The organism is Streptomyces sp. CA-111067 (assembly GCF_050956065.1).
Classification (GTDB): Bacteria; Actinomycetota; Actinomycetes; order Streptomycetales; family Streptomycetaceae; genus Actinacidiphila.
In genome coordinates this window covers 7791295-7816917 of record NZ_CP192103.1, presented here as the reverse complement: position 1 = coordinate 7816917, position 25623 = coordinate 7791295, and the positions used below count along the sequence as shown (strand labels likewise).

At 74.1% G+C, this 25623-nt stretch carries 21 protein-coding genes; 15 read left to right on the top strand and 6 right to left on the bottom strand.

Going from position 1 to position 25623, the window contains the following annotated elements; all coding sequences use genetic code 11:
• Nucleotides 1-24: 24 nt before the first annotated feature.
• The gene (locus ACQPW6_RS34510) at nt 25-1149 is read left to right on the top strand and encodes a winged helix DNA-binding domain-containing protein (protein ID WP_433893655.1); all 1125 of its coding nucleotides are present in this window, start codon (nt 25-27) and stop codon (nt 1147-1149) included.
• A gap of 53 nt (nt 1150-1202) precedes the next feature.
• Here the strand turns inward: ACQPW6_RS34510 and ACQPW6_RS34505 are convergent, their stop codons facing one another.
• A complete protein-coding gene (locus ACQPW6_RS34505) occupies nt 1203-2093 on the bottom strand; it encodes a DMT family transporter (protein WP_433893654.1) in 891 nt (296 codons plus the stop codon).
• 97 nt (nt 2094-2190) lie between these two features.
• Nucleotides 2191-3006: a TrmB family transcriptional regulator gene (locus ACQPW6_RS34500; protein WP_433893653.1), complete on the bottom strand. Its 816-nt coding sequence runs from the start codon at nt 3004-3006 to the stop codon at nt 2191-2193.
• Between the two features lie 302 nt (nt 3007-3308).
• Here ACQPW6_RS34500 and ACQPW6_RS34495 point away from each other — a divergent pair, with 302 nt between their 5' ends.
• Nucleotides 3309-5345 (top strand): putative Ig domain-containing protein, encoded by a 2037-nt coding sequence (locus ACQPW6_RS34495; RefSeq protein WP_433893652.1) that lies wholly within the window; start codon nt 3309-3311, stop codon nt 5343-5345.
• Between the two features lie 165 nt (nt 5346-5510).
• On the opposite strand, the gene ACQPW6_RS34490 is transcribed toward ACQPW6_RS34495, so the two are convergent.
• Nucleotides 5511-7145 (bottom strand): ABC-F family ATP-binding cassette domain-containing protein, encoded by a 1635-nt coding sequence (locus ACQPW6_RS34490; protein WP_433893651.1) that lies wholly within the window; start codon nt 7143-7145, stop codon nt 5511-5513.
• A gap of 204 nt (nt 7146-7349) precedes the next feature.
• Between ACQPW6_RS34490 and ACQPW6_RS34485 the strand changes: the two genes are divergently transcribed.
• From ACQPW6_RS34485 to ACQPW6_RS34455, 7 genes are all read left to right on the top strand, one after another.
• Nucleotides 7350-8315: an acyl-ACP desaturase gene (locus tag ACQPW6_RS34485; RefSeq protein ID WP_433893650.1), complete on the top strand. Its 966-nt coding sequence runs from the start codon at nt 7350-7352 to the stop codon at nt 8313-8315.
• A gap of 235 nt (nt 8316-8550) precedes the next feature.
• A complete protein-coding gene (locus ACQPW6_RS34480) occupies nt 8551-9369 on the top strand; it encodes a TIGR03084 family metal-binding protein (RefSeq protein ID WP_433893649.1) in 819 nt (272 codons plus the stop codon).
• Nucleotides 9366-10955 (top strand): acyl-CoA carboxylase subunit beta, encoded by a 1590-nt coding sequence (locus ACQPW6_RS34475; RefSeq protein ID WP_433893648.1) that lies wholly within the window; start codon nt 9366-9368, stop codon nt 10953-10955. The genes ACQPW6_RS34480 and ACQPW6_RS34475 overlap by 4 nt, the downstream gene beginning before the upstream one ends.
• 10 nt (nt 10956-10965) lie before the next feature.
• The gene (locus tag ACQPW6_RS34470; protein WP_433893647.1) at nt 10966-13059 is read left to right on the top strand and encodes an acetyl/propionyl/methylcrotonyl-CoA carboxylase subunit alpha; all 2094 of its coding nucleotides are present in this window, start codon (nt 10966-10968) and stop codon (nt 13057-13059) included.
• A complete protein-coding gene (locus tag ACQPW6_RS34465) occupies nt 13056-14246 on the top strand; it encodes an acyl-CoA dehydrogenase family protein (protein ID WP_433893646.1) in 1191 nt (396 codons plus the stop codon). The genes ACQPW6_RS34470 and ACQPW6_RS34465 overlap by 4 nt, the downstream gene beginning before the upstream one ends.
• 11 nt (nt 14247-14257) lie before the next feature.
• A complete protein-coding gene (locus ACQPW6_RS34460) occupies nt 14258-15055 on the top strand; it encodes an enoyl-CoA hydratase family protein (protein ID WP_433893645.1) in 798 nt (265 codons plus the stop codon).
• Complete coding sequence (locus tag ACQPW6_RS34455) at nt 15043-15651, top strand: TetR/AcrR family transcriptional regulator (RefSeq protein ID WP_433893644.1); 609 nt, start codon at nt 15043-15045, stop codon at nt 15649-15651. The genes ACQPW6_RS34460 and ACQPW6_RS34455 overlap by 13 nt, the downstream gene beginning before the upstream one ends.
• A 41-nt stretch (nt 15652-15692) precedes the next feature.
• Here the strand turns inward: ACQPW6_RS34455 and ACQPW6_RS34450 are convergent, their stop codons facing one another.
• Nucleotides 15693-16625: a GNAT family N-acetyltransferase gene (locus ACQPW6_RS34450; protein WP_433893643.1), complete on the bottom strand. Its 933-nt coding sequence runs from the start codon at nt 16623-16625 to the stop codon at nt 15693-15695.
• 130 nt (nt 16626-16755) lie between these two features.
• On the opposite strand from ACQPW6_RS34450, the gene ACQPW6_RS34445 reads away from it, so the two are divergent.
• Nucleotides 16756-17025, top strand: coding sequence for a DUF6343 family protein (locus ACQPW6_RS34445; RefSeq protein WP_433893642.1), 270 nt, complete (start codon nt 16756-16758; stop codon nt 17023-17025).
• Between the two features lie 42 nt (nt 17026-17067).
• On the opposite strand, the gene ACQPW6_RS34440 is transcribed toward ACQPW6_RS34445, so the two are convergent.
• Nucleotides 17068-17448 carry a hypothetical protein gene (locus ACQPW6_RS34440; RefSeq protein WP_433893641.1) on the bottom strand — a complete coding sequence of 127 codons (381 nt, stop codon included), beginning with the start codon at nt 17446-17448 and terminating at the stop codon, nt 17068-17070.
• Between the two features lie 475 nt (nt 17449-17923).
• On the opposite strand from ACQPW6_RS34440, the gene ACQPW6_RS34435 reads away from it, so the two are divergent.
• The 5 genes from ACQPW6_RS34435 (at nt 17924) to ACQPW6_RS34415 (ending at nt 23234) form a co-directional block, all read left to right on the top strand.
• Nucleotides 17924-19561, top strand: a complete 1638-nt coding sequence (locus tag ACQPW6_RS34435) for an ABC-F family ATP-binding cassette domain-containing protein (protein WP_433893640.1) — start codon at nt 17924-17926, stop codon at nt 19559-19561.
• Between the two features lie 89 nt (nt 19562-19650).
• Nucleotides 19651-20586 carry a pseudouridine-5'-phosphate glycosidase gene (locus tag ACQPW6_RS34430; RefSeq protein WP_433893639.1) on the top strand — a complete coding sequence of 312 codons (936 nt, stop codon included), beginning with the start codon at nt 19651-19653 and terminating at the stop codon, nt 20584-20586.
• Entirely contained in the window at nt 20583-21548 is a 966-nt protein-coding gene (locus tag ACQPW6_RS34425) for a carbohydrate kinase family protein (RefSeq protein WP_433893638.1), read from the top strand. Before ACQPW6_RS34430 ends, ACQPW6_RS34425 begins: the two co-directional genes overlap by 4 nt.
• A gap of 104 nt (nt 21549-21652) precedes the next feature.
• Nucleotides 21653-22645 (top strand): aldo/keto reductase, encoded by a 993-nt coding sequence (locus tag ACQPW6_RS34420; RefSeq protein ID WP_433893637.1) that lies wholly within the window; start codon nt 21653-21655, stop codon nt 22643-22645.
• A gap of 79 nt (nt 22646-22724) precedes the next feature.
• Nucleotides 22725-23234 carry a DinB family protein gene (locus ACQPW6_RS34415; protein ID WP_433893636.1) on the top strand — a complete coding sequence of 170 codons (510 nt, stop codon included), beginning with the start codon at nt 22725-22727 and terminating at the stop codon, nt 23232-23234.
• Nucleotides 23235-23316: 82 nt separating this feature from the next.
• Here the strand turns inward: ACQPW6_RS34415 and ACQPW6_RS34410 are convergent, their stop codons facing one another.
• On the bottom strand, nt 23317-25581 hold the full coding sequence (locus ACQPW6_RS34410; protein ID WP_433893635.1) for an alpha-L-rhamnosidase C-terminal domain-containing protein: 2265 nt from the start codon (nt 25579-25581) through the stop codon (nt 23317-23319).
• Nucleotides 25582-25623 lie beyond the last annotated feature (42 nt).

Sequence of the window (25623 nt, the reverse complement as noted above, 5' to 3'; positions counted from 1 at the left end):
CAGACGAACGGGGAACGGGGAGCGATGACCGGCCTCACGGCGGCCCAGGTACGGCGCTGGCGCGCGCGGGCCCAGGGCCTGTACGGCGACGAGGGCGCCGGCCGCACGGTGCCGGCCGCCGTCCGGCTCGCGGGCGGCCTCCAGGCGCAGGACGCCAAGGCCGCGCGGCTCCAGGTGCGGGCCAGGAGCGGCGGGCTGACCGCCGCCGACCTGGACGCGGCCTGCGGGGCGGCCGACCGCGGCGTGGTGCGCGGCTGGCTGATGCGCGGCACCCTGCACGCGGTGCCGGCCACCGATCTGCGCTGGCTGACCGCGCTGCTGGGGCAGCGGGTGGCCGACTCGGCACGCGGCCGGCGCCGGCAGCTCGGCCTGGACGACGAGCTGTGCGGGCGGGCCCTGACCGCCCTGGAACGGGTGCTGGCCGGCCGGCCGCCGATGACCAGGGACGGCGTGGTGGCCGCCCTGGCCGGCCACGGCATCGTCCTCGACCCGCGCAGCCAGGCCCCGGCGCACCTGATGCTCTACGCGGCGGCGATGGGCCTGGTCTGCCGCGGTCCCGAGGCGGCGGCCGACGTGTCCACGTACGTCCTGCGCGAGGAGTGGCTGGCCGCGGTGCCCGCCGGCGGCCCCGAGGGCGACGAGGCGCTGGCCGAGCTCGCGGTGCGCCATGTCACGTCCTACGGTCCGTCCACGGCGGCGGACTTCGCCCGCTGGTCGGGGCTGCCGCTGGGCGCGGCCCGGCGCGGCCGGGCGGCGGCCGGCGAGCGGATCGCGGAGGTCGGGGGGCCGGACGGCCCGCTGGCGGTCGCGGCCGGCACGGGGCCGCCTGAGCAGTCGGCCGGGGTGCGGCTGACCGGCCACTTCGACCCGTACCTGCTGGGCTACGCCGACCGCGACCTGCTGCTCGCGCCGTCCATCGCCCGCCGGATCGCCACCGGCGGCGGCCTGCTCATGCCCTGCGTGCTGTACGACGGCGAGGTGGTCGCCACCTGGCGGCACACCCGCCGGGCCGCGGGCCTGACCTTGCACGTCGAGCCGCTGGTCGCCCCGTTCCCGGCGGCGGTGGAACCCGCCCTGGACGCCGAGACGGCCGATCTGGGCCGATTCCTGTCCGTCCCGGCCGGCTGGGAGTGGGCCGCGCCCTCCTGACGGCGGGGCCGGCCGCGTGCCGCGCGGGTCAGGACAGCCGAGTACAGCCCGGGTCAGGACAGCCGGGTCGCGCCCACCGACGGTGCCTCGTCGGCGGTGCCGGCCGGCATCGCCGGGTGGCGGCCGAGCATGATGATGCCGACGACGATCGCCGCGAGGCCGGCCGCCTCCCAGGCGAGCGCGCCCGTGGTCACCACCAGCCGGTCGCCGAGGAAGCCGACGCCGCAGGCGATGCCGGCCAGCGGCTGCGCCGCGGTCAGCGAGGGCAGCGACATCCGCAGCGGGGCCATCTCGAAGGCGCTCTGCACCAGCAGGACGCCGGTCAGGCCGAGGAAGCCGACCGCATAGGGCTGCCAGTGGGTGAACAGCATCGCCGCGTCCTCGTCCTTGACGATCTGCCCGCAGACCCGGGTCAGCGCGTCCTGGAGCCCGTAGACCAGGCCGGCGGCCAGCGCGAGCAGCGCCGCCTCGCTGGCCGGCTGCAACCGGCGGGCCTTGACCGTGAGCAGCAGCGCGATGCCCGCGACGATGCCGAAGACCAGCCAGTGCCGCAGCGCGCCGGCCGACGTGTCGGAGCCGCGCGGCTGCCCGGCGACGATGAACGCGGTGACGCCGAGGGCGAGCAGCGCCACCCCGCTCCAGCCGCTCCAGCCGAGCGGCTGCTTGGTCAGCCAGCGGGACAGCGCCATGGCGAACAGCAGGTTGGTGGCGGTGAGCGGCTCGACCAGCGACACCTCGCCGTAGGCCAGGGCGACCGCCCCGAGCACCTGGCCGCAGACCATCAGCCCTATTCCCAGCAGCCAGTCCGGCATCCGGATCAGCCGCAGCAGCAGCCGGTAGGACAGGAAGTCGGCGAGCGGGGCACGCGCAGCCGCACGCTGCTGCAGCACGAACCCGAAACCGAGGCAGCACGCGGCACTGACTCCCAGCAGGAACACGGCCACGCGGTCACTGTAATGCCGCAACCCCCGTGTACGGGGCTTCCACGCGCACACAAGGTGCTGTTCAGGACACCTGCCCGGTGGCCGCGGTCCGCGCCGGTCAGGGCCGGGCGCTCGGCACGGTCTGCGCGGACTCCCACACCGTCAGGAAGGCCAGCCGCAGGCAGGCGGCGAGCGCCGGGTGCTCGATGTAGAGCGCCGTGGTGGTGTCCGTACCGGCCACCGGGTCGGGCATGTCGCACAGCACCAGCGACGCGTCGGCGACCACCAGTTTCAGCGGCAGCTGCTCGGCGAACCTGCACTCCTCCCCCGCCGCGCCGAACCGCCGTACGTTCTCCAGCACGCCGGCGTCGTCCAGCGCGTCGTTGGTGTAGATCGCCCGGACGGTGCCGCCGGCCCGGCGCAGCCTGCGGGTCACCTTGATGCCCGAGGTGTTGGCGGCCGGTGCCACGAACGGCGGCTTGCAGAAGCTCAGCAGCTCGTTCCTGGCCTGCGCCTGGATGTCGGTGAACGCCTCGGCTATGGACTTCGGGTCGCGCAGGATCTCGACGTAGTCCAGCGGGACGGTCTGGTTCCTGCCGTCGGCCCAGACCGGCACCAGCGCGGCGGTCAGCGCGGACGAGACCCGGTCGAGGCGTTCCAGCGACTCGCGCTGAAGGGCCATCAGCCGGGCCACGGCGAGTTCCGGCGCGACCGCGGAGAAGGTGGCCACCCGGCCGGGGTGCGCGGTGGCCAGCCGGCGCCGTACCAGCGTGTCCAGCACGTCATAGACGCGTTGCCGCGGCACGTCGGCCTCCCTGGCGACCTCGGCCGCGGTGTACGACTCGCGCCGCACCAGGGCGAGGTAGACCCGCGCCTCGTACCGCGCGAGACCCAGCGCGACAAGGTCGTTGACCGGTTCTTCCTCGGTGTCCATGGCGCCTCAAGGTATACGGAGCGGATCACGGTGCGGAAGGTCGGAGGGGTGCGGCGGCCAGGAAGTCGAGGGCAATCCTTTGCCAATAGCCGGTGGTCCCTTGACGCGGGTTTCACTACGTTCATCGTCAGCCACCACTGAACGTGGTGACAGTTAGCCGTAGTTGACATCCGGATCACCAGTGAACGTGCGCCACACGAAGTCCCAGGCGATGCCGTTCCATGATCGATTGTCATGACCTTGACATAGATCACCGTGAGCGGACGCCCTCGGGAGCAGATCCCCCCATGGAGGGCAGTTCATTGCAGTCAACAAACCCCGGGCGGGCCAGACGGGCCGTCCGCCGTGCCTCGGTGGCGGTACTCGCCGTCGCGGCCATGGTCACCGGCGGCCTGGTCGCCGCCGCCGGCCCGTCCGTCGCGAGCAGCCCCGCGCCGGCGAGCCACGCGGCCGTCAGCCGCTCCTCGGCCGCCGCCACCCCCGCGCACACCGAGCGGCTCTGCGCCGCGCCGGCGAAGCAGGGCCAGATGGCCTGCCTGGCACTGACCCGTACCGATGTCGCCCACCACCTCGGCATCACCCCGGACGCCACCCCCTCCGGCTACGGCCCGACCGACCTGGCCAGCGCCTACGCCCTGCCCTCCTCCGCCGGCTCCGGCGCGACGGTGGCGATCGTGGACGCGCAGGACGACCCGAACGCCGCGGCCGACCTGAGCACGTACCGCGCGCAGTACGGCCTGCCGGCCTGCACCACGGCCAACGGCTGCTTCAAGAAGGTCAACCAGACCGGCGGCACCAGCTACCCGAGCCCCGACTCGGGCTGGGCCGGCGAGATCTCGCTCGACCTCGACATGGTCAGCGCGGTCTGCCCGCAGTGCCACATCCTGCTGGTCGAGGCCACCAGCGCCAGCATGGACGACCTGGGCACCGCGGTGAACGAGGCCGTCAGCCTCGGCGCGAAGTACGTCTCCAACAGCTACGGCGGCAGCGAGGACTCCTCCGACACCCAGGCGGACTCGCAGTACTTCAACCACCCCGGCGTGGCGATCACCGTCAGCTCCGGTGACGAGGGCTACGGCGCGGAGTACCCGGCCGCGTCCAAGTACGTCACCGCCGTCGGCGGCACCGCGCTCAAGCGCGCCAGCGGCACCACCCGCGGCTGGTCCGAGACGGTCTGGAACACCTCGAGCACCGAGGGCACCGGCTCCGGCTGCTCGGCCTACGACGCCAAGCCCACCTGGCAGACCGACACCGGCTGCTCCAAGCGCACCATCGCCGATGTCTCCGCCGTCGCCGACCCGGCCACCGGCCTGGCCGTCTACGACAGCTACCAGGCGAGCGGCTGGCAGGTCTACGGCGGCACCAGCGCCTCGTCGCCGATCATCGCCTCGGTCTACGCGCTGGCCGGCACCCCCGCGTCCGGCACGACGCCGGCCTCCTACCCCTACTCCCACACCGGTTCGCTGAACGACGTGACCTCCGGCTCCAACGGCTCCTGCGGCGGCAGCTACCTGTGCACCGCCAAGTCCGGCTACGACGGCCCCACCGGCCTGGGCACGCCGAACGGCACCGCCGCGTTCACCAACGGCTCGACCGGCGGCGGCAACACCGTGACGGTCACCAGCCCCGGCAACCAGTCGACCAAGGTGAACACCGCGGTCTCGCTGCAGATCCACGCCAGTGACTCCGCGTCCGGCCAGTCCCTGACCTACTCCGCGACCGGCCTGCCGGCCGGCCTGTCGATCAACGCCTCCAGCGGCCTGATCTCCGGCACCCCGACCGCCACCGGCACCTCCAGCGTCACGGTGACAGCGAAGGACTCCACCAACGCCTCGGGCAGCACCAGCTTCAGCTGGGCCGTCACCACCTCGGGCGGGGGCGGCGGCTGCACCGCGGGCCAGATCCTCACCAACCCCGGCTTCGAGAGCGGCGCCACCGGCTGGACCCAGTCCTCCGGCGTCATCGACAACAGCGCCGACGCCCCCGCGCACAGCGGCTCGTACAAGGCCTGGCTCGACGGCTACGGCACCACCCACACCGACACCCTGTCCCAGTCGGTGACCATCCCCGCCTCGTGCACCAGCGCCACCCTGAGCTACTACCTGTACATCTCCTCGCAGGAGACCAGCAGCACCGCCTACGACAAGCTCGCCGTCCAGGCCGGCAGCACCACCGTCGCCAGCTACTCCAACGCCAACAAGGGCACCGGCTACGTCCAGCGGACCGTCAACCTCTCCTCGTACGCCGGCCAGACCGTCACCCTGAAGTTCACCGGCACCGAGGACTCCACCCTCGCCACCTCGTTCCTGATCGACGACACCGCGCTCAACGTGAGCTGAGCCCGGTTCCGCGGCAAGGCATCTGAGCCGTCCTCAGGGACGGTGAGCGACGGGCCCGGACCGGCCCCCACAGCCGGCCCGGGTCCGCCGTATCCCCACGGCCACCGCCGTCCACCCGACAAGGATGCGACGCACAAGGCGCACAACCGGTTCCCGCCGGTCCGCTCAGTTCTCGGTGATCCGCCCGTCCGCGACCTCGATGCGGCGGGTGACCTGCACCGCGTCCAGCATCCTGCGGTCGTGGGTGACCAGCAGCAGCGTGCCCTGGTAGCCGGCCAGCGCGGATTCCAGCTGCTCGATCGCCGGCAGGTCGAGGTGGTTGGTCGGCTCGTCCAGCACCAGCAGGTTCACCCCGCGGGCCTGGAGCAGCGCGAGCGCGGCCCGGGTGCGCTCGCCGGGCGAGAGGGTCGCGGCGGGCCGCAGCACGTGGCCGGCCTTGAGCCCGAACTTCGCCAGCAGGGTGCGGATCTCGGCGGGGTCGAGGTCCGGCGCCGGCGCCCGGAAGGCGTCGAGCAGCGGTTCGCCGCCGCGGAACAGCGCACGGGCCTGGTCCACCTCGCCGACCACGACGCCGGGGCCGAGCGCGGCGTGGCCCTCGTCCAGCGGGAGCCGGCCGAGCAGCGCGGCGAGCAGCGTGGACTTCCCCGAGCCGTTAGCCCCGGTGATCGCCACCCGGTCCGCCCAGTCGATCTGCAGGTCCACCGGGCCGAGGACGAAGCCGCCGCGGGCCACCCGGGCGCCGCGCAGGGTGCCGACGACCGCGCCGGAGCGGGGCGCGACGGCGATCTCCATCCGCAGATCCCACTCCTTGCGCGGCTCCTCGACGGTTTCGAGGCGTTCGATCATCTTGTCGGTCTGCCGGGCCTTGGCGGCCTGCTTCTCGCTGCCCTCGGCGCGCGCCTTGCGGGCGATCTTGTCGTGGTCGGGCGCCTTGCGCATGGCGTTCCTGACGCCCTTGTCCATCCAGCCGCGCTGCATCCGGGCCCGGGCCTCAAGGCCCGCCTTGGTGTCGGCGTACTCCTCGTACTCCTCGCGGGCGTGCCGCCTGGCCCGGTCGCGCTCCTCCAGGTAGGCGTTGTAGCCGCCGCCGTAGGTGGCGACCTGCTGCTGTGCCAGGTCGAGTTCGACCACCCGGTCGACGGTTCGGGCCAGGAACTCGCGGTCGTGGCTGACCAGGACGGTGCCGGCCCGCAGCCCGGTGACGAACTTCTCCAGCCGTTCGAGGCCGTCCAGGTCCAGGTCGTTGGTCGGCTCGTCGAGCAGGAAGACGTCGTAGCGGCTGAGCAGCAGCGAGGCCAGCCCGGCGCGGGCGGCCTGGCCGCCGGAGAGCGCCGGCATCTCCAGGTCGAGGCCGACGCCGAGGCCGAGCGCGGCGGCAGCCTCCTCGGCCCGGTCGTCCAGGTCGGCGCCGCCGAGCGCCAGCCAGCGGTCCAGGCTCAGGGCGTAGGCGTCGTCGGCGCCGGGAGCGCCGTGGACCAGCGCCTGAGTGGCGGCGTCCAGCGCGGCCTGGGCGGCGGTGACCCCGGTGCGGCGGGCCAGGAAGTCGCGTACCGACTCCGGCCGGCGCTCGGGCTCCTGCGGCAGGTGCCCGACGGTGGCGGTGGCCGGGCTGAGCCGCAGCGAGCCGCCCTCGGGGGTGTCGAGCCCGGCCAGCAGCCGCAGCAAGGTGGACTTGCCGGCGCCGTTGGCCCCGACCAGACCGATCACCTCGCCGGGTGCGACGACCAGGTCGAGGCCGGAGAACAGGGTGCGGTCGCCGTGCCCGGCGGCGAGATCCTTGGCTACGAGAGTGGCGCTCATCAGGGCCATGATCCTACTCGGCACCCGGCGGGAGCGGGCCGGGCGCGGAGCCGGCACCGGAACCGAGCGGGGGGCCGGGCGTACCGGCCGGGCGGTACGCCCTCCGGTTGCCTCCTTACGCCGCCTTAACCTACGGTTGCGTAACTTACGACACCGTAGGTGCAACACCCCCCGTCCCCCGCTTCCCGTCCCCCAGGAGCCACCGTGACCCTCACCTCGCCCCATCGCGCCGGACCCGATGTCTGGAGCGACACGACGCTGCTCTACGCGCTCGAAGAGGTCGTGGAACGGGAACTGAACCGGCACCTGGGCGTCGCGAAGGAATGGATGCCGCACGAGTACGTGCCGTGGACCCAGGGCCGCGACTTCGACGGGATCATGGGCGGCGACGCCTGGGCCCCCGGCCAGTCGCCGGTGTCCGACGTCGGCCGGATCTCGCTGGTGGTGAACCTGCTCACCGAGGACAACCTGCCCAGCTACCACCACGAGATCGCCAGCATCTTCGGCCGCGACGGCGCCTGGGGCACCTGGGTGCACCGCTGGACCGCCGAGGAGGGCCGGCACGCGATCGTGATGCGCGACTACCTGCTGACCAGCCGCGCGGTCGACCCGGTGGAGCTGGAGCGGTTCCGCATGACGCACATGTCGGAGGGCTTCGAGCACGACCACCGGCACAGCATGCTGCACTCGGTGGCCTACGTGGCCTTCCAGGAACTGGCCACCCGGGTCTCGCACCGCAACACCGGGCGCGAGTCGGGTGACCCGGTGTGCGACCGGATGCTGGCCAGGATCGCCACCGACGAGAACCTGCACATGGTCTTCTACCGGAACCTGCTGGCCGCCTCCCTGGAGCTGGCGCCCGACCTGGCGATGCAGGCGATCCGCGATGTCGTGGTGGGCTTCCGGATGCCCGGGCACGGCATGCCCGGCTTCGAGCGGGCGGCGGCCCGGATGGCGATCGGCGGGATCTACAACCTGCGGATCCACCACGACGACGTGCTGACGCCGGTGCTGCGGCACCTGAAGGTGCTCGACGTGTCGGGGCTCGGCCCGGAGGGCGTGCTCGCGCAGGAGGAGCTCGGCCTGTTCATGGACGGCCTGAACGACCAGGCCACCCGGTTCGACGAGCGCCGGGCCACGCTGCTGGCGCGCCGGGCGGCGCGGGCCTGAGCTCATTTCGCGCGACGGGGGTGTCGCGACCCGGCTGCCGGGCGACGGGGGTGTCGCCACCGGGCGACGGGGGTTGGCGGGACGGGCGGCTGTGGGGGCCGCCCGTCCCGCTTTTTGCCCGCCACAAATCATGCATGCACGCTTGATTGTTCCTGGGCCCGCTGGCACGCTCGTGCCGCGGCGGTGTGCCGACCCGCCGCCGTTGTCCTGACCGCGCGTCACGCGAGGGGTGGCCATGCCCGATCCGGGAACGACCGTACGCAGCCTGCTGGACGACCTGCGGGACGAGGGCGACGCGCTCGACGGCCTGGTCGCCGCGCTGCCGCCGGACCGCTGGGCCACCGCGACCCCCGCGGAGGGCTGGACGATCGCCGACCAGATCGCCCACCTGCACTGGACCGACGGCCGCGCGCTGCTCTCCGTACAGGACCCCGACCGGTACACCGCCGAACTCGCGGACGCCGTCGCCCACTTGGACACCTACGTCGATGACGCCGCCCACGAAGGCGGCGCGCTGCCGCCCGGCACCCTGCTCGAACGCTGGCGGGCCGGCCGCGCGCGGTTGCTCGACGTGCTGGCCGACCAGCCCTCCGGGGTCCGGTTCCCCTGGTACGGGCCGCCGATGAGCACCGGCGCGGTGGCCACCGGGCGGCTGATGGAGACCTGGGCGCACGGCGAGGACGTCGCGCAGGCGCTGGGCGTGCGGCGGGCGCCGACCGAGCGGCTGCGGCACGTGGCCCGGATCGGCGTCCGCACCAGGGACTTCGCCTTCGCGCTGCACGGGCGGCCCGCCCCGGCCGCCGAGTTCCGGGTCGAACTGCGCTCCCCCGGCGGCGAGTTGTGGACCTTCGGGCCGGAGGACGCCGAGCAGCGGGTGACCGGCCCGGCGCTGGACTTCTGCCTGCTCGCCGTCCAGCGCCGGCACCGCGACGACCTGGCGCTGCGCGCCGACGGCCCGGACGCGGCCGAATGGCTCTCCATCGCGCAGGCGTTCGCCGGCCCGCCGGGCAAGGGCCGGGCGCCGGGCGGCAGTTCGCGCACCGATGCCTCATGAGCGCGCTCGACACCCGGGGCGCCGGCTTCGCCGAGCGGCGCACCGCGATGCTCACCCGGCTCGCCGAGGTGGAGGCAGCGCACGGCGAGGCGCTCGCGGGCGGCGGCCCGAAGTACCGGCAGCGGCACCAGGAGCGCGGAAAGCTGCCGGCCCGGGAGCGGATCGAGCTGCTGCTCGACCCCGACACGGCGTTCCTCGAACTCTCCCCGCTGGCCGGCTGGGGCAGCGACTTCACCACCGGCGCGTCGATCGTCACCGGGATCGGCGTGGTCGAGGGCGTGGAGTGCCTGATCACGGCCAACGATCCGACGGTACGCGGCGGCGCCAGCAATCCGTGGACGCTGAAGAAGGCGCTGCGGGCGAACGAGATCGCGTTCGCCAACCGGCTGCCGGTGATCAGCCTGGTGGAGTCCGGCGGCGCGGACCTGCCGAGCCAGAAGGAGATCTTCATACCCGGCGGCGCCCTCTTCCGCGACCTCACCCGGCTCTCGGCGGCCGGCATCCCCACCGTGGCCGTGGTGTTCGGCAACTCCACGGCGGGCGGCGCCTACGTGCCGGGGATGTCCGACCACGTGATCATGGTCAAGGAGCGCTCCAAGGTCTTCCTCGGCGGCCCGCCGCTGGTGAAGATGGCCACCGGCGAGGAGAGCGACGACGAGTCGCTGGGCGGCGCCGACATGCACGCCCGGGTCTCCGGGCTCGCCGACTACTTCGCCCTGGACGAGCCGGACGCGCTGCGCACCGCCCGCCGGGTGGTCGCCCGGCTCAACTGGCGCAAGCAGGGCCCCAGTCCGCGCCGGGACCCGCTGCCGCCGCGGTACGACGAGGAGGAGTTGCTCGGCATCGTGCCGGGCGACCTGCGGACCCCGTTCGACCCGCGCGAGGTGCTGCTGCGGATCGCGGACGACTCGGCGTTCGACGAGTTCAAGCCGCTGTACGGGACGAGCCTGGCCACCGGGTGGGCGGAGATCCACGGCTATCCGGTCGGCATCCTGGCCAACGCGCAGGGCGTGCTGTTCAGTTCGGAGTCGCAGAAGGCGGCGCAGTTCATCCAGCTGGCCAACCAGCGGGACATCCCGCTGCTGTTCCTGCACAACACCACCGGCTACATGGTGGGTCGCGAGTACGAGCAGGGCGGCATCATCAAGCACGGCGCGATGATGATCAACGCCGTCTCCAACTCCCGCGTGCCGCACATCTCGGTGTTGATCGGGGCGAGCTACGGCGCCGGGCACTACGGGATGTGCGGCCGGGCCTACGACCCGCGGTTCCTGTTCAGCTGGCCGAGCGCGAAGTCCGCGGTGATGGGCCCGGCCCAACTCGCCGGTGTGCTCTCGATCGTGGCCCGCCAGTCGGCGGCGGCCAAGGGCCGGCCGTACGACGACGACGCGGACGCGGCGCTGCGCGCGATGGTCGAGCAGCAGATCGAGGCCGAGTCGCTGCCGATGTTCCTGTCCGGCCGGCTCTACGACGACGGCGTGATCGATCCGCGTGACACCAGGTCGGTGCTGGGCATCTGCCTGTCCGCCGTGCACGGCGCCCCGGTCGAGGGCGCGCGCGGCGGCTTCGGCGTCTTCCGGATGTGAGGTGAGGGCCATGACCACGAACACACCGATCTCCTCGGTCCTGGTGGCGAACCGCGGCGAGATCGCCCGCCGGGTCTTCCGGACCTGCCGGGCGATGGGGATCGCCACGGTGGCGGTCCGCTCGGACCCGGACGCCGGCGCGGCACACGTACGGGAGGCCGACGCGGTGGTCGCGCTGCCGGGCGACGCGCCGGGCGAGACGTACCTGCGGGCCGATCTGCTGGTGGCCGCGGCGCTCGCGGCAGGCGCCGACGCGGTGCATCCCGGCTACGGATTCCTGTCGGAGAACGCCGGGTTCGCGCGGGCGGTGCTCGACGCGGGCCTCACCTGGATCGGTCCGCCGCCGGACGCGATCGAGGCGATGGGCTCCAAGACCCGTGCCAAGGAGCTGATGGCGGCGGCCGGGGTGCCGCTGTTCGGCGCGCTCGACCCGGCGGCGGTCACCGCCGCCGACCTGCCGGTGCTGGTCAAGGCGGCCTCGGGCGGCGGCGGGCGCGGCATGCGGATCGTGCGCGATCTCGGCCGCCTGGAGGAGGAGTTGGCGGCGGCCGGAGCTGAAGCCGCGTCGGCGTTCGGTGACGGCGAGGTGTTCGTCGAGCCCTACGCGGAGGGCGCCCGGCATGTCGAGGTGCAGGTGCTCGCCGACGCCCACGGCACGGTGTGGGTGCTGGGCGAGCGGGACTGCTCGCTCCAGCGGCGGCACCAGAAGGTGATCGAGGAGACGCCGGCCCCCGGCATCGGCGAGGCGCTGCGCGCCGAGCTGCACGAGGCCGCCGCCCGCGCGGCCCGGCGGATCGGCTACACGGGAGCGGGCACCGTGGAGTTCCTGGTCGGCGCGGACGGCCGGCCGTACTTCCTGGAGATGAACACCAGGCTCCAGGTCGAGCACCCGGTGACCGAGTGCGTGACCGGCCTCGACCTGGTCGGCTGGCAGATCAGGATCGCCGAGGGGGCCGCGCTGCCGCCGCGGCCGCCGGTCCCGCGCGGCCACGCGGTCGAGGCGCGGCTCTACGCGGAGGATCCGGGGCGTGGCTGGCAGCCGCAGGCCGGCCCGCTGTTCCGGCTGGAATTCCCTGGTGTGGACGTGGAGTTCGGCGTGCCGGCGACCGGCCGGGAGTCGGGGCTGCGGGTGGACGCGGGGGTGACCGGCGGTGAGACCGTCGGCGTGCACTACGACCCGATGCTCGCCAAGGTGATCGCCTGGGCGCCGACCCGCGCCGAGGCGGTGCGCCGGCTGGCGCACGCCCTGGAACGGGCCCGGCTGCACGGCCCGGTCACCAACCGCGACCTGCTGGTACGGGCGCTGCGGCACCCGGAGTTCGGCGCGGCGCGGCTGGACACCGGGTTTCTCGACCGGTTCGGCCCGGAGCTGGGGGTGGGGGCGGCGGAAGCGGCCGACCCGTCGGCGGCGGGGACGGCCACCTCGGGTGCGGGGACGGCCGCGTCAGGTACGGCGGCCGGGCCGTCCGAAGTGGCCGGCGGTGGGCCGGCGGCCGAGCGGTTCGCCGCGCTGGCCGCCGCGCTGGCGGACGCGGCGGGGCGGGCGGCCGGCGGCGGTCCTGTGCCGGTCCGGCTGGGCGGGTGGCGAAACGTTGCCTCACAGCCGCAGCTGAAACGCTTCCGCAGCCTGCCGGGCGGGCGCGAGTACGAGGTCAGGTACCGGCTCGGCCGCACCGGGCTGCTGGCCGAGGGGTACCGCGACGACGTCACGCTGGTCTCGGCCGGCCCGGACCGGGTGGTGCTCGGCATCGCCGGCGTCCAACGGGCGTTCGAGGTCGCCGCCTACGTCGAACGGGTGTTCGTGGATTCGCCCTTCGTGTCAGTCTCGCTGACCGCCCTGCCGCGCTTCCCCGACCCCGAGGAGCACGCGGCGGCGGGCTCGCTGCGTGCGCCGATGCCCGGCACCGTCATCCGGATAGGTGAACTCGTCCCCGGCGACCGGGTCGAGGCCGGGCAGCCGCTGCTCTGGCTCGAAGCGATGAAGATGGAACACGTGGTCGCCGCTCCCGCCACCGGGACGCTGATCGAACTCACCGCCGAGGTGGGCCGGCAGGTCGAACTCGGCGCCGTACTCGCCGTCGTCAAGGAGGAAAAGGGACCATGAGCACCGTCCAAGGCACCTTCGACAGCGCCCTGCTGGAGAACGACGAGCGGCGTGCCCTGCGCGGGGCCGTCGGCGACCTCGCCCGCCGCTACGGCCGCGACTATTTCTCGGCGGCCGTACGCGCGGGCAAGCAGACCGACGAGCTGTGGCACGAGGCCGGAAGGCTCGGCTACCTCGGGGTGAACCTGCCCGAGGAGTACGGCGGCGGGGGCGGCGGTCTCGCCGAACTGTCCATCGTCCTTGAGGAGTTGGGCGCCGCCGGCTGCCCGCTGCTGCTGATGATCGTGTCCCCGGCGATCTGCGGCACGGTGATCGCCAGGTTCGGCACCGACGCGCAGAAGCAGCGCTGGCTGCCGGGGCTCGCCGACGGCTCGGCCCGGATGTCGTTCGGCATCACCGAGCCGGAGGCCGGCTCCAACTCGCACCGCATCACCACCACCGCGCGTCGCGACCCGGCGACCGGCGGCTGGCTGCTGACCGGGCGCAAGGTCTTCATCTCCGGGGTGGACATCGCCGACGCCACCCTGGTCGTCGGCCGCACCGCGGACGCCCGCACCGGCAAGCTCAAGCCGTGCCTGTTCATCGTGGAGCGCGGCACTCCGGGCTTCGAGTACCGGCCGATCGAGATGGAACTCGCCGCGCCCGAGAAGCAGTTCCAGCTGTTCCTGGACGACGTGGCGCTGCCGTCCGAGGCCCTGGTGGGCGACGAGGACGCCGGGCTGCTCCAGCTCTTCGCCGGGCTCAACCCGGAGCGGATCATGACCGCCGCCTTCTCCCTCGGGATGGGCCGCTACGCCCTGGACAAGGCGGTGGACTACGCCCGCACCCGCCAGGTGTGGCAGGCGCCGATCGGCGCCCACCAGGCCATCGCCCACCCGCTCGCCCAGGCCCACATCGAGCTGGAACTCGCCCGGCTGATGATGCAGAAGGCCGCGTATCTCTACGACGCCGGTGACGACATGGCGGCCGGCGAGGCGGCGAACATGGCCAAGTACGCTGCCGCGGAGGCCGGCGCGAAGGCCGTCGACCAGGCCGTGCACACCCTGGGCGGCAACGGGCTGACCACGGAGTACGGCCTCGCCTCGCTGCTGGCCGCCTCCCGGGTCGGCCGAATAGCCCCGGTCAGCAGGGAGATGATCCTCAGCTTCGTCTCCCACCACACGCTGGGACTGCCCAAGTCATACTGAGCGGCCACCGGATGACGCCCCGCTCCCCGACTGCCATCGCCCACGTCCCACCGAGGAGAACCCCCGTGACCACCGCGCCCCTGCTGCGCCGGGAGGACGACCGCGGCATCGCCGTGCTCACCCTCGACTCGCCGCACAACCGCAACGCCCTCTCGGTGGCGCTGATCCGGCAGCTGACCGAGGCGCTGGACGCCGCCGCGGCCGACGGCGCGGTGCGGGCGGTGCTGCTCACCCACACCGGGTCCACCTTCTGCTCGGGCGCGGACCTCAAGGCGGACGGCCCGGCGGGCGGCCCCGAGCTGCTGGTCGGGCTGATGCGGGCGATAGCCGGGCTGCCCAAGCCGGTGGTGGCCAAGGTGGCGGGCCATGCCAGGGCCGGCGGGCTCGGGCTGCTCGCGGCCTGCGACATCTCCGTCGCCGGGAGCGCGGCCACCTTCGCCTTCTCCGAGTCCCGGCTCGGTCTCGCCCCCTCGGTGGCCTCGATCCCGGTGCTCGACCGGGTCGGCAGCGGGGCCGCCACTCGGTACTTCCTCACCGGCGAGACCTTCCGGGCGGCGGAGGCGGTGCGGATCGGCCTGGTCACCGCGCAGGACGAGGCGCTGGACGGCATCCTGGCCGGGCTGCGGGCCGCCTCGCCGCAGGGGCTCGCGGAGAGCAAGGCGGTGGCCCGGCGCTCGCTGCGGGCCGCGCTGGCCGACGGCACGGCGGCGGAGCTGATCGCGCAGAGCGCGCGGCTGTTCGGCTCGCCGGAGGCGGCCGAGGGCATCAAGGCGCTGCTCGAACGGCGGGACCCGCCATGGGCGTGGTGACCGGCCGCGCCCCGCAGCAGGACCGCAGCCGCGCCACCCGGCTGCGGATACTGGAGGCGGCGGTCGCCTGCCTGTCGGAGCACGGCTGGTCGGGCAGCACGGTCGGCGTGGTCTGCGCCCGGGCGGGTGTGTCGCGGGGCGCCGCGCAGCACCACTTCCGCACCCGGGAGGAGCTGTTCACCGCGGCCATCGCGCACATGGCAGAGCGCTGGATGCTCACCGTGCGCGAGGGCGCCAAGGGCCTGCCGGGACCGGGCCCGGACCGCACCTACGCGGTGGTCGAGCTGCTGGTGACGGTGCACACCAGCCCGCTGTTCCGGGCGGCGCTGCATCTGTGGGTGGCCGCGTCGGACGAGGAGCGGCTGCGGCCGGGGGTGGCGGCACTCGAGGCCAGGATCGGCCGGGAGGCGCACCGGCTGGCGGTGGAGTTCCTCGGCGCGGACGAATCGGTGCCGGGAGTCAGGGAGACCGTGCAGGCCACTCTGGACATGGCCCGCGGCCTGGGCCTGGCCGATCTGCTCAGCGACGACTCGGCGCGCCGGGCCGGGATCGTCAGGCAGTGGTCGCGGATGCTCGACGCGGCGCTGCGCACCTGAGTCCGTGCCGTCCGGGGCTTGTCCGGGGCTTGTCCGCGGGCTCAGGCGCGGGCGGGGAGGTCGCGGATGTAGCGCCATTCGCTGCCGCAGGGCCGGTAGCCGAGCCATCGGTTGACGGCGAGCATCGGCTCGTTGCCGTCGTCGTTGTTGGTGAACGCCTCTTTGAAGCCGGCGGCGCGCGCCAGGTGCAGCGAGTGGGTCTTGGCCGCCTTGGCCAGGCCCCGGCCGCGGTAGGCCCTGCGGGTTCCGGTGCCGCCCGACCAGTAGCGTTCCCGGCCGTCGGTGTGGGCTATCGCGAGTGCGGCCACGACGCCGTCGACGACCACGGCGGTGGTCAGGTCGGCGTCGAAGCCGGGCCGGTCCCAGGTCTGGACCCGCCAGTCGGCGTAGCTCATGGCGTCGGCGGCCACGTCGCCCGGCTCGTCGCGGACGCTCTCCTCGTCGGCCTCGTACAGCGGGCGCGGGTCGTCGGCGAAGGCGGCGGCCGGCAGCACCGTGAAGCCGTCGGGCAGCGGGGGCGGGTCCGGCAGCGGGGCGCCCGGCGCCAGGTCGAGCCGGAAGAAGGTGGCCGAGCGGCCCTGCCGGTAGCCGTGGTGCTCGGCGAAGGACCGCGAGGCGGGGTCGCCGGTCACGGAGGTGTAGACGGTGGTGGCGCCGACCTCCGCGAGGTGGCGCTCGGCGGCGGTCAGCAGCGCGCTGCCGATGCCCCGGCCGCGGTCGGCGGCGGCCACGTTGAGATTGGCGTTGCCCTGGCCCGGCTCGCTGGTGTCGGTGAGCAGCCCGACCCGGGCGCAGCCCACGATCCGGCCGTCGTCGTCGGCGACCAGCATCCGGAAGTGCTGGGCGACCGGGGCGGCGGTCACCTGGGCGTCCACGAGCTGCGGCGTCGTCACCAGATAGGGCAGCGCCGCCCGCATCATCGCGGCCACGGCCTGTCGATCCGCGGGCACGTAGTCACGGATGATCAAGGTCATGCTGACGCACCCTACGCCGAGCCCCGGCCGCGCGCCGCTGTTTTTCCGCACCCGTTGACGGGACGGGCGCCGGCCGGGCTCCCGCCCGGCGCTGTGACGCGCGATGCTGGAGGGAGGAGGGAGTGACCGGATGCCCAGAACCGGATACGAACCCAAGCAGGCCCGCAGCCCGCTGCGGATGCGGATGGCCCTGGCCGCGTTCGGCCTGGTGTGCGCGGCAGCGGCCTCCGTCGGCTTCGCCCTGGCGGGCCACCCCGGCTGGGCCGCCGGAATGGCGGCGATCGCCCTGGTCGCGGTGGCCGACATGCTGACCGTGGTCCACCGCATGCACCAGGGATCCCGCTACCAGCCGGCCCGCGGCATCCCCCCGTACCTCCCGCCGCCACCGCGCCGCCGCTGAGCGCGCCCGCGGTCCAGCGCGCCCGCGGTCTGCGGAGAGCGGTCAGGCCGTGCGGGGACGGCGCAGCAGCCAGCGCCAGCGGGGCTGCTCCGTGACGACGGTCGCGGCCACCAGCACGGAGACGACGACCGCGGCCCAGTGCGGCCAGGCGGCCCACGAGGAGACCACGGCCGCGACCAGTTGCAGCAGCACCAGGGCGATGGTCGCCCAGCCGGGCGCGGGCACCAGGACCCGGGCCTTGTCGCCAGGCGTGGCGAACACCGTCGGCAGGCCGATCAGCAGGACGAGCGCGGCCACCGCGAGCGGCCACGAGCTGTCCGCCAGCCACCAGGGCGTCGCCACCCACGCCACCAGTTCGGCACTCGCGCGCAGCGCCGACGGCAGCCGGTCGTCAGGTGCGGCCCCCGCCGCGTCGCTCGTCACAGCGGCAATCTCTCACGCCCGCCCGCGCCGCGTACACCCGCGTTCCCAGCGCCTCAGCTTGAGCCCGGTCCGCCGGGCGGTGGTTCTGGTCGGGCGGCCGGAAATCCCGTTGCGGGTGCGGCGCTCGCGGTCCTAGCCTCAAGGCGGTCGAGATCGCCGCCCGGCAGCCGCCGGTACCGGCCGTACCGCCTTCCGAACAGGAGCAGGCCGTTGATTGGTTGAGGTCCCGGGTCACCGTTGCCCGCGCAGTGTGCCGTTCCCGGTGCCGCGCGGCGCGTGTGTGCGACCTCGACCGCCGGCCTGCGCCGGCAGCCGCTCCGTACGTCCTTGATGTCCGCGTGCCCCTCGGGGCGCCTCCGCGGAGCGCCGCCGGCGTTCCGCGGACGGACGGCGTACCCCGCACGCACTCCCGGTGTCCCGGTCAGTCGCAGATGTCTCCGCACTGCCCGCCACTCACCGCGACCGGGAGGCCCCCTTGTCATCATCGACCGCACCCACGCACCGCACCGCCGCTTCCGTCACCTGTACCGGCCTCGGCTTCCACTGGCCGGACGGCACCCCGGTCTTCGACGCCCTCCAGTGGGCGCCCGGCCCGGGCCGCACCGGCCTGATCGGGCTCAACGGGGCGGGAAAGTCGACCCTGTTGAAGCTGCTGGCCGGCGAACTCACCCCGGTCGCCGGCTCGGTCAAGGTGACCGGCGAGGTCGGCTACCTGCCGCAGGACACGTCGCTCGACACCTCGCTGCGGGTCGACCGGGCGCTGGGCATCGACGCGGCCCGCGCCGCGCTGCACGCCATCGAGGCCGGCGACACCGCCGAGCAGCACTTCACGGCCGTCGGCGACGACTGGGACGTGGAGGAGCGCGCCCGCGCCACCCTGGACGCGCTCGGACTTGACGGCATCGGCCTGGACCGCACGGTCGGCGAGGTGTCGGGCGGCGAGTCGGTGCTGCTCAGGCTGGCGGCGCTGCTGCTGCGCCGGCCCGGCGTGCTGCTGCTCGACGAGCCGACCAACAACCTGGACCTGCGCTCCCGGCGCCGGCTCTACGCGGCGGTGGAGTCGTGGAACGGCGTGCTGATCGTGGTCAGCCACGACCGCGAACTGCTTGAGCACGTCGACCAGATCGCCGACCTGCGGGAGGGCGGGGTGCGCTCCTTCGGCGGCACCCTGTCGGCCTACCAGGACGCCCTGGAGGTGGAGCAGGAGGCCGCCGAGCGGATGGTCAGGGCCGCCGAGGCCGACGTCAAGCGGCAGAAGCGGGAGCTGGCCGAGGCCCGGGAGAAGCTGGACCGCCGGGTCAGCTACGGCAAGAAGATGTACGCCATCAAGCGCGAGCCGCGGGCGGTGATGAACGCCCGCAAGCGCACCGCGCAGGTCTCGGCGGGCAAGCACCGCGGCCTGCACGTCGACCGGCTGGAAACCGCCAAGGGGCGGCTCGGCGAGGCGGTGCTCGCGGTGCGCGACGACGACGAGATCCGGATCGACCTGCCGCACACCGCGGTACCGGCCGGCCGGACGGTCCTGTCGCTCATCGCGCTGGAGACCCGGCACGGCCTCCGGGCCGACCTGGAGGTGCGCGGCCCGGAGCGGATCGCGCTGACCGGCCCGGTCGGCGCGGGCAAGACGACGCTGCTGCGCACCATGGCCGGGCAGCTGCCGCCGGCCGCCGGCTCGATGCTGGTGTCGGTGCCCGACCGCTACCTGCCGCAGCGGCTGGACGTACTGGACGAGGAGGAGTCCGTGGCGGCGAATGTGGCCAGGTTCGCGCCGGAGGCGAGCGACAACGCGGTACGGGCGAGGCTGGCGCGCTTCCTGTTCCGCGGCGGCCGGGCCGAGCAGCTCGCCGCCTCGCTGTCCGGCGGCGAGCGCTTCCGGGCCACGCTGGCCGCGCTGATGCTCGCCGAGCCCGCCCCGCAGCTGCTGATGCTGGACGAGCCGACGAACAACCTGGACCTGTCCTCGGTGCGGCAGCTGACCACCGCGCTGGCCTCCTACCAGGGCGCGCTGGTCGTGGCCAGCCACGACCTGCCGTTCCTGCGGGCGCTGGAGATCACCCGCTGGCTGCGGATCGAGGACGGCGTCCTGAGGGAGGTGGACGCGGCCGACGTGTGAGGCGCGCACGGGCGCGGCGGGGGTGTGGGACGTGTGCGGGGCGCGCGGCCGGAGGTTTGGCGGCGCCCCCGCCGCGCCAGGCAATGGTCATGAGCACTCGTGGAGCAGTACCGGCCGGCCTCACCCTGTCCGACGAGGTGGCGGACGCCCTCGCCCGGCACGCGCCCGTCGTGGCGCTGGAATCGACCATCATCGCGCACGGCCTGCCCCGGCCGCGCAACCTCCAGGTGGCCCGCGAGCTGGAGGAGATCGTCAGGGCGGCCGGGGCGGTGCCCGCCACCGTCGCCGTGCTCGACGGGGTGCCGCGGGTCGGCCTCGACAAGGACCAGGTCGAACGGGTGGCGCAGGACCAGGACCTGCGCAAGCTCGGCTTCCGCGACCTGGCCCCCGCCCTCGCGGCGGGCGCCAGCGGGGCCACGACCGTGTCCGGGACCGCGTTCCTCGCGGCCAGGGCCGGGATCCGGGTGTTCGGCACCGGCGGCCTCGGCGGGGTGCACCGCGGCTGGACGACCGTGCAGGACGAGTCGGCCGACCTGGGCCTGCTGGCCCGCACCCGGATCACGGTGGTGTGCGCGGGCGTGAAGTCGATCCTCGACGTGCCGGCCACCTTGCAGCGTCTTGAGACGCTGGGCGTCGGGGTGATCGGCTACGGCACCGACCGCTTCCCCGGGTTCTACCTCAGCGACTCGGGCGAGCCGGTGGACTGGACGGCGGGCACGCCGGACGAGGTGGCCCGGGTGATGCGCGCGCAGGATGTGCTCGGCGGCCACGAGTCGGCGCTCATCGTGGCCAACCCGGTGGCCCGCGAGCAGCAGCTCGACCCCGGCCTGCACGACCGGGTGCTGGCGGACGCGCTGGCCGCCGCCGACCGCGAGCGGATCACCGGCCAGGCGATCACCCCGTTCCTGCTCGGCTACCTCACCGAGCACACCGGCGGCGCGTCACTTGAGGCCAACCTCGCTGCCGTACGCGGCAACGTGGCGCTGGCGGCCGGGATCGCGGTGCAGTGGTCCCGGCAGCCGTGACCGGCGACGGCGACGGCCTGCTCGTCGTCGGCGACGTGGTCACCGACGTGGTGGCCAGGCACCGCGAGCCGCTGGCCCGCGACACCGACACCGCGGCCCGGATCGCGCTGCGCCCCGGCGGCGCTGCCGCCAACGTGGCCTGCTGGGCGGCCCACTTCGCCCACTCCCCCGGCCCTCGCCTCGGCGACGGCCCCTCCCCCGGCGCCCGTCCCGCGCCCGGCCCCCGGGTCCGGCTGCTGGCCAGGGCCGGTTCCGACACCGCCGACTGGCACCGGGACGCGCTGCTGCGCGCCGGCGTCGACCCCGTCCTGCGGATCGACGCCGAGCTGCCGACCGCCGTCGTCATCGCCCTGGTGGACGCCGACGCCGAACGCACCCTGGTCACCGACAGCGGCGCCGCGCTCCGGCTCGGCCCCGAGGACTGGGACGAGGCGCTGCTCGACGGGGCGGCCCGCGTCCACCTGTCCGGCTATCTGTTCTTCGCCGCGCCGGGCCGCGAACTGGCCGCCCTGGTCGGCAAGGCGGCCAGGGCCCGCGGGCTGCCGGTGAGCGTCGATCCGGCCTCCGCGGGCTTCCTGCGGCAGGCCGGCGTGCCGCGCTTCCTCGCCGACGTCGCCGGCACCGACCTGCTGCTGCCCAACGCGGCCGAGGCGATGCTGCTGTCGGGCGCGGCCGAACCGGCCCTCGCGGCCGTCGAGCTGAGCCGGACGTACGGCGGCACGGTGGTGGTGACGCTGGGATCGGAAGGCGCGCTGGCCGCGTACGGCGGCGAGCTGACCGCCCGCGTTCCCGGCGTGCCGGCGCGGGCGGTGGACAGCACGGGAGCGGGCGACGCCTTCACCGGCGGCCTGCTCGCCGCCCGGCTGGCGGGCGCGGACCTGCCTGCGGCGCTGGCCCTGGGCTGCCGGGCGGGCGCGGCGGCGGTCGCCGTGGTGGGCGGCCGGCCGGAGCCGCCGGCTTGACGTGGAGCACACTCCAAGGGGCAGGCTGGAAGGGTCGGCCTCCCCTGGCTCCGGATCTGCCGCGGCCGCGGACCCCGTCCCCCTGAAACGTGACAAGGAGTTCCATGCGCGTCACCACGCTCGGCACCAACGGCCCCGAAGTCGGCGTCATCGGCCTCGGCTGCATGGGCATGACCCACGCCTACGACCCGGAGGGCCGGGACGACGCCGTCTCGGTGGACGTCATCCGGCAGGCGATCGACCTGGGCGTCACGCTGATCGACACCTCGGACGTCTACGGGCCGTTCACCAACGAGCAGCTGGTCGGCCGGGCGCTCGCCGGACCGTACCGGGACCGGGCCGTGCTCGCCACGAAGGTCGGCCTGGTCAGCCAGCACCACCGCGGCAGCCGGCCGACGTACACCAACAACGGCAGGCCCGAGCACGTACGCCGGTCGATCGACGACAGCCTGCGCCGGCTCGGCACCGACCACGTCGACCTCTACCAGCTGCACCGGGTGGACCCGGCGGTGCCGGTCGAGGAGACCTGGGGCGCGATGGCCGAGGCGGTCGAGGCGGGCAAGGTGCGCGGGCTCGGCCTGTCCGAGGTGACCGTCGAGCAGATCTCCAGGGCCGCCGCGGTGCACCCGGTGACGTCGGTGCAGTCGGAGCTGTCGCTGTGGACCCGCGACCCGGCGCCGACCGGACGGCCCGGCGACCCCGGCACCGAGGTGCTGCCGTACTGCGAGCGCGAGGGCATCGCCTTCCTGCCGTTCTCGCCGCTCGGCCGCGGCTTCCTGGCCGGCCGCTTCTCGTCGTTCGAGGACCTGCCCGCCGACGACATGCGGCGGGCGCTGCCCCGCTTCCAGCAGGACGCGCTGCGGGCGAACCTGGAGCTGGTCGGCACGGTCAGGGCGGTCGCGGAGCGGCTCGGCGCCACCCCGGCGCAGGTCGCCCTGGCCTGGGTGCTCGCCCAGGGCCGCTACGTGGTGCCGATCCCGGGCACCAAGACCCCGAAGTACCTGGCGGACAACGCGGCGGCGGCCGATCTGACCCTGCCGGAGGCCGAGCTCGCGCTGCTCGACGCCGTCCCGGCGGCCACCGGCACCCGCTACTGAACCCGGGGGCACGTGCGCGCGGCGGCGCGCGCGGTTATTGGCTCGACACGGGGCGCCCTGGAGTGCAGCATCGCTTGCGATGACACGCACCGATACGCCTCCGAGCTGGGACGAACGCGCCCAGTTGACGACCTTCCTCGACTACGCCCGCGCCACCGCACGCATGAAGTGCGAGGACCTGGCGCCTGAGGACGGGCGCAAGGCGCTGCTTCCCGGCTCGCCGCTGATGACGGTGTGCGGGCTGATCAGCCATCTGCACTGGGTCGAGTACTACTGGTTCGAGGTGGTCTTCCTCGGCGGTGAGGACGAGGGCCCGTGGACCGACGAGGACCCCGACCGCGAGATGCGGATCGCCCTCGACGTGCCGCTGACCGAGCTGGTCGCCCGGTACGAGGAGCAGTGCGCGAAGTACGACGAACTGGTGGCCGCGCACGACCTGGACACCGAGGCGAAGCGCCGGCTCGGCCGCAACGAGCCCCGGCACCCCGACCTGCGCTGGATCCTGCTGCACCTGATCGAGGAGACCGCCCGCCACAACGGCCACCTCGACATCATCCGCGAGATGCTCGACGGCCGCACCGGCGACTGACGGCGGCAGGCGGTGTCACGCAGGTGGCCCGGAGCGGACGGCACTCCCGTCCGCTCCGGGCCACCTGCGCGTGCCCCCGGCTCTACTCGGTGTACGCGGTGAGCGTGTGGTGCCCGGCGCGCACCCCGCTGACGGTGACGTTCACCCCGTCGCCGGTCACCTGCGCGCCCGCGACGGCCCTCGTACCGTTCCACACGGTCCGCCCGTCCAGGACGACACGCACCTTGTGGCCCGAGGTGGGCACCGCGAGGTCCCCGGTGGTGCCGCGCGGCGCGTCCGTGCTGAGCGTGAAGGCGCCGTGCGACGAGCGCCAGGACGCGCTGATCGCGCCGTGCGGGGTCGGGACCCGGCCCTGCGCCCAGGTCAGGTCGCCGGGCACCGGTGCGACGGCGTAGGAGGAGAACCCGGCGCCGGTCGGCCGTACGCCCAGCACCTGGTTGGTCAGGCTGATCGTCGGCCCGGAGGCCCAGCCGTGCGCGAGGCTGGTGAACTGGGCGATGCCCGGCTGCCCCGACAGGTCGGCCTTCTCCCAGAAGGTGCTGCCCGGGTCGCCGGCCAGCTGGTGCCCCCAGAACGTACGGATCAGGTCGAGACCCGCGGTCTGCTGCGCTCCGCTGGTGTCGGGCAGCCCCAGCCGCGCGCTCGCCTCGAACCCGCTGGGCAGCGGCTCGTAGAACGGCGAGATCGACGCGTTGGGCGTGCTGGGCGCGACGGTCATGGCGCCGTACGGGCCCCAGCTGGTCGTGCGCAGGTAGTCCATCGCGCTGCGCGCCTGGCTCGCGTCGGCGACCCCGGTGAGCGCGGCGGCGGCGTTCGCGTCCTGCGGGTAGGCGCCCGGGATCTCCCGGGACAGCCGGTACGCGCCGACGGCCGGGTCCCACAGCTGGTCGTTGACGGCCTTCTTGACCACGTCGGCGCGGGCCGCGTAGACCCCGGCCGAGGCGCCGTCCTTGCGGACGGTGGCCAGTTGGGCCATCTCCTGGAGGTTGCGGACGTACAGCGCGTTGACGTACGTCTCGTGCCCGCAGTCGCTGTAGCCGTAGTGGCCGCAGGAGTTGACGGCGCCGAACGCGATGAGCCCCTGCGGGTCCTGGGCGCGCACCGACTCCAGCCAGGCCGTCGCCTTCGTCAGCGCCGGCCACCACTTGTCGAGGTACGCGCGGTCGCCGGTGTAGAGCCAGTGCTCGTACTGGTTGTAGACGAACCAGGTCACGTACTCGCCGTAGGTGCGGATCTCGTCCTGGTTGTGCGGGCCCACCAGGCTCTCGGCCGGCATGTAGCCGTCCGGCAGCTGCTGCGCGGCCAGCGAGGACAGCGAGTTGTCCACCGCGTCGGTGTCGTCGGTGCTGAGGTAGGTCACCGGCGCCTGGACCGCCAGGTCGCCCTGCCAGACCACCCGGTCGCGCTTGGCGCCGTCGAAGATGACCTCCTTGGAGGGGTCGGCGTTCGGCACCTGGCTGTCGGAGTGGTCGGCCTCACCGGTGGCGTAGGGCCAGCTCTTGGCGGTGTCCGACATCCAGGTGTCGAGCTGGACGGTGTAGGCGCCCGCGTACCAGATCTTGTTCAACTGGTCGTCGCTGGACAGGAACCAGCCCTGGTAGCCGGCCGGGGACTTCTGCTGCGGGGCCGCGCCGAAGTCGAGCGAGACCGCGCCGAGGTCCACCCAGCCGGGGCCGTCCAGGAAGAGCGTCGCGTAGCGGAAGCCGCCGCGCGGCTGGGAGTCGGTGAGCGTGGCGGGCAGCTTGGCGGTGTCGAGGGTGAGGGTGTGGCTGTCGGCGTCGTAGGTGTAGGGCTGGCCGGGGTAGCCGTTCCAGATGTTGGCGGTGTCGCAGCCGGGTGCCTGGGCGGCCTCGCCGTTGTTGTCGCCGGGCTGCGTGGCGGCGTACTGCTGCGACTCGCTGAAGCAGACGTGCAGTTGGGGCGGTGTCGCGGAGGCGCCCGCGACGTGCACGCGGATCTTGCCGCCGACGTCCTTGCCGAAGTCCAGCGTGAGCAGCGGGGATCGGGACCGGTCGCCGGTACTGGTCAGCCGGACCGGCTTGCCGTGTCCGCCGAGGACGGCCTTCGGGTCGCCTTGGATCGTTCCACCCCGCGGGTCGGCCGACAGGACGCGCGCGGGGGCGACGGTGTGCCCGGTGGGCGCGAGCACGTACGGCCGCCAGTCGCCGGGCCGCGGGGTGTAACCGGCCCCGGCGGCCCAGGGGTTGTCGGCCGCCGAGTGCCCAGGTCCGCGGCCGTGCGCCGGGCCGGCCGCCGCATGAGCGGAGGCGGGCAGCAGGGCGAGTACGACGGTTCCGGCGGCGATCGCCGCGGCGGCGGTGCGGGTTCTGCGGATGAGGAGTGCCATGGATCTCCTTTGCATCTTTTGATGTGCGAATGCACCTTTGAG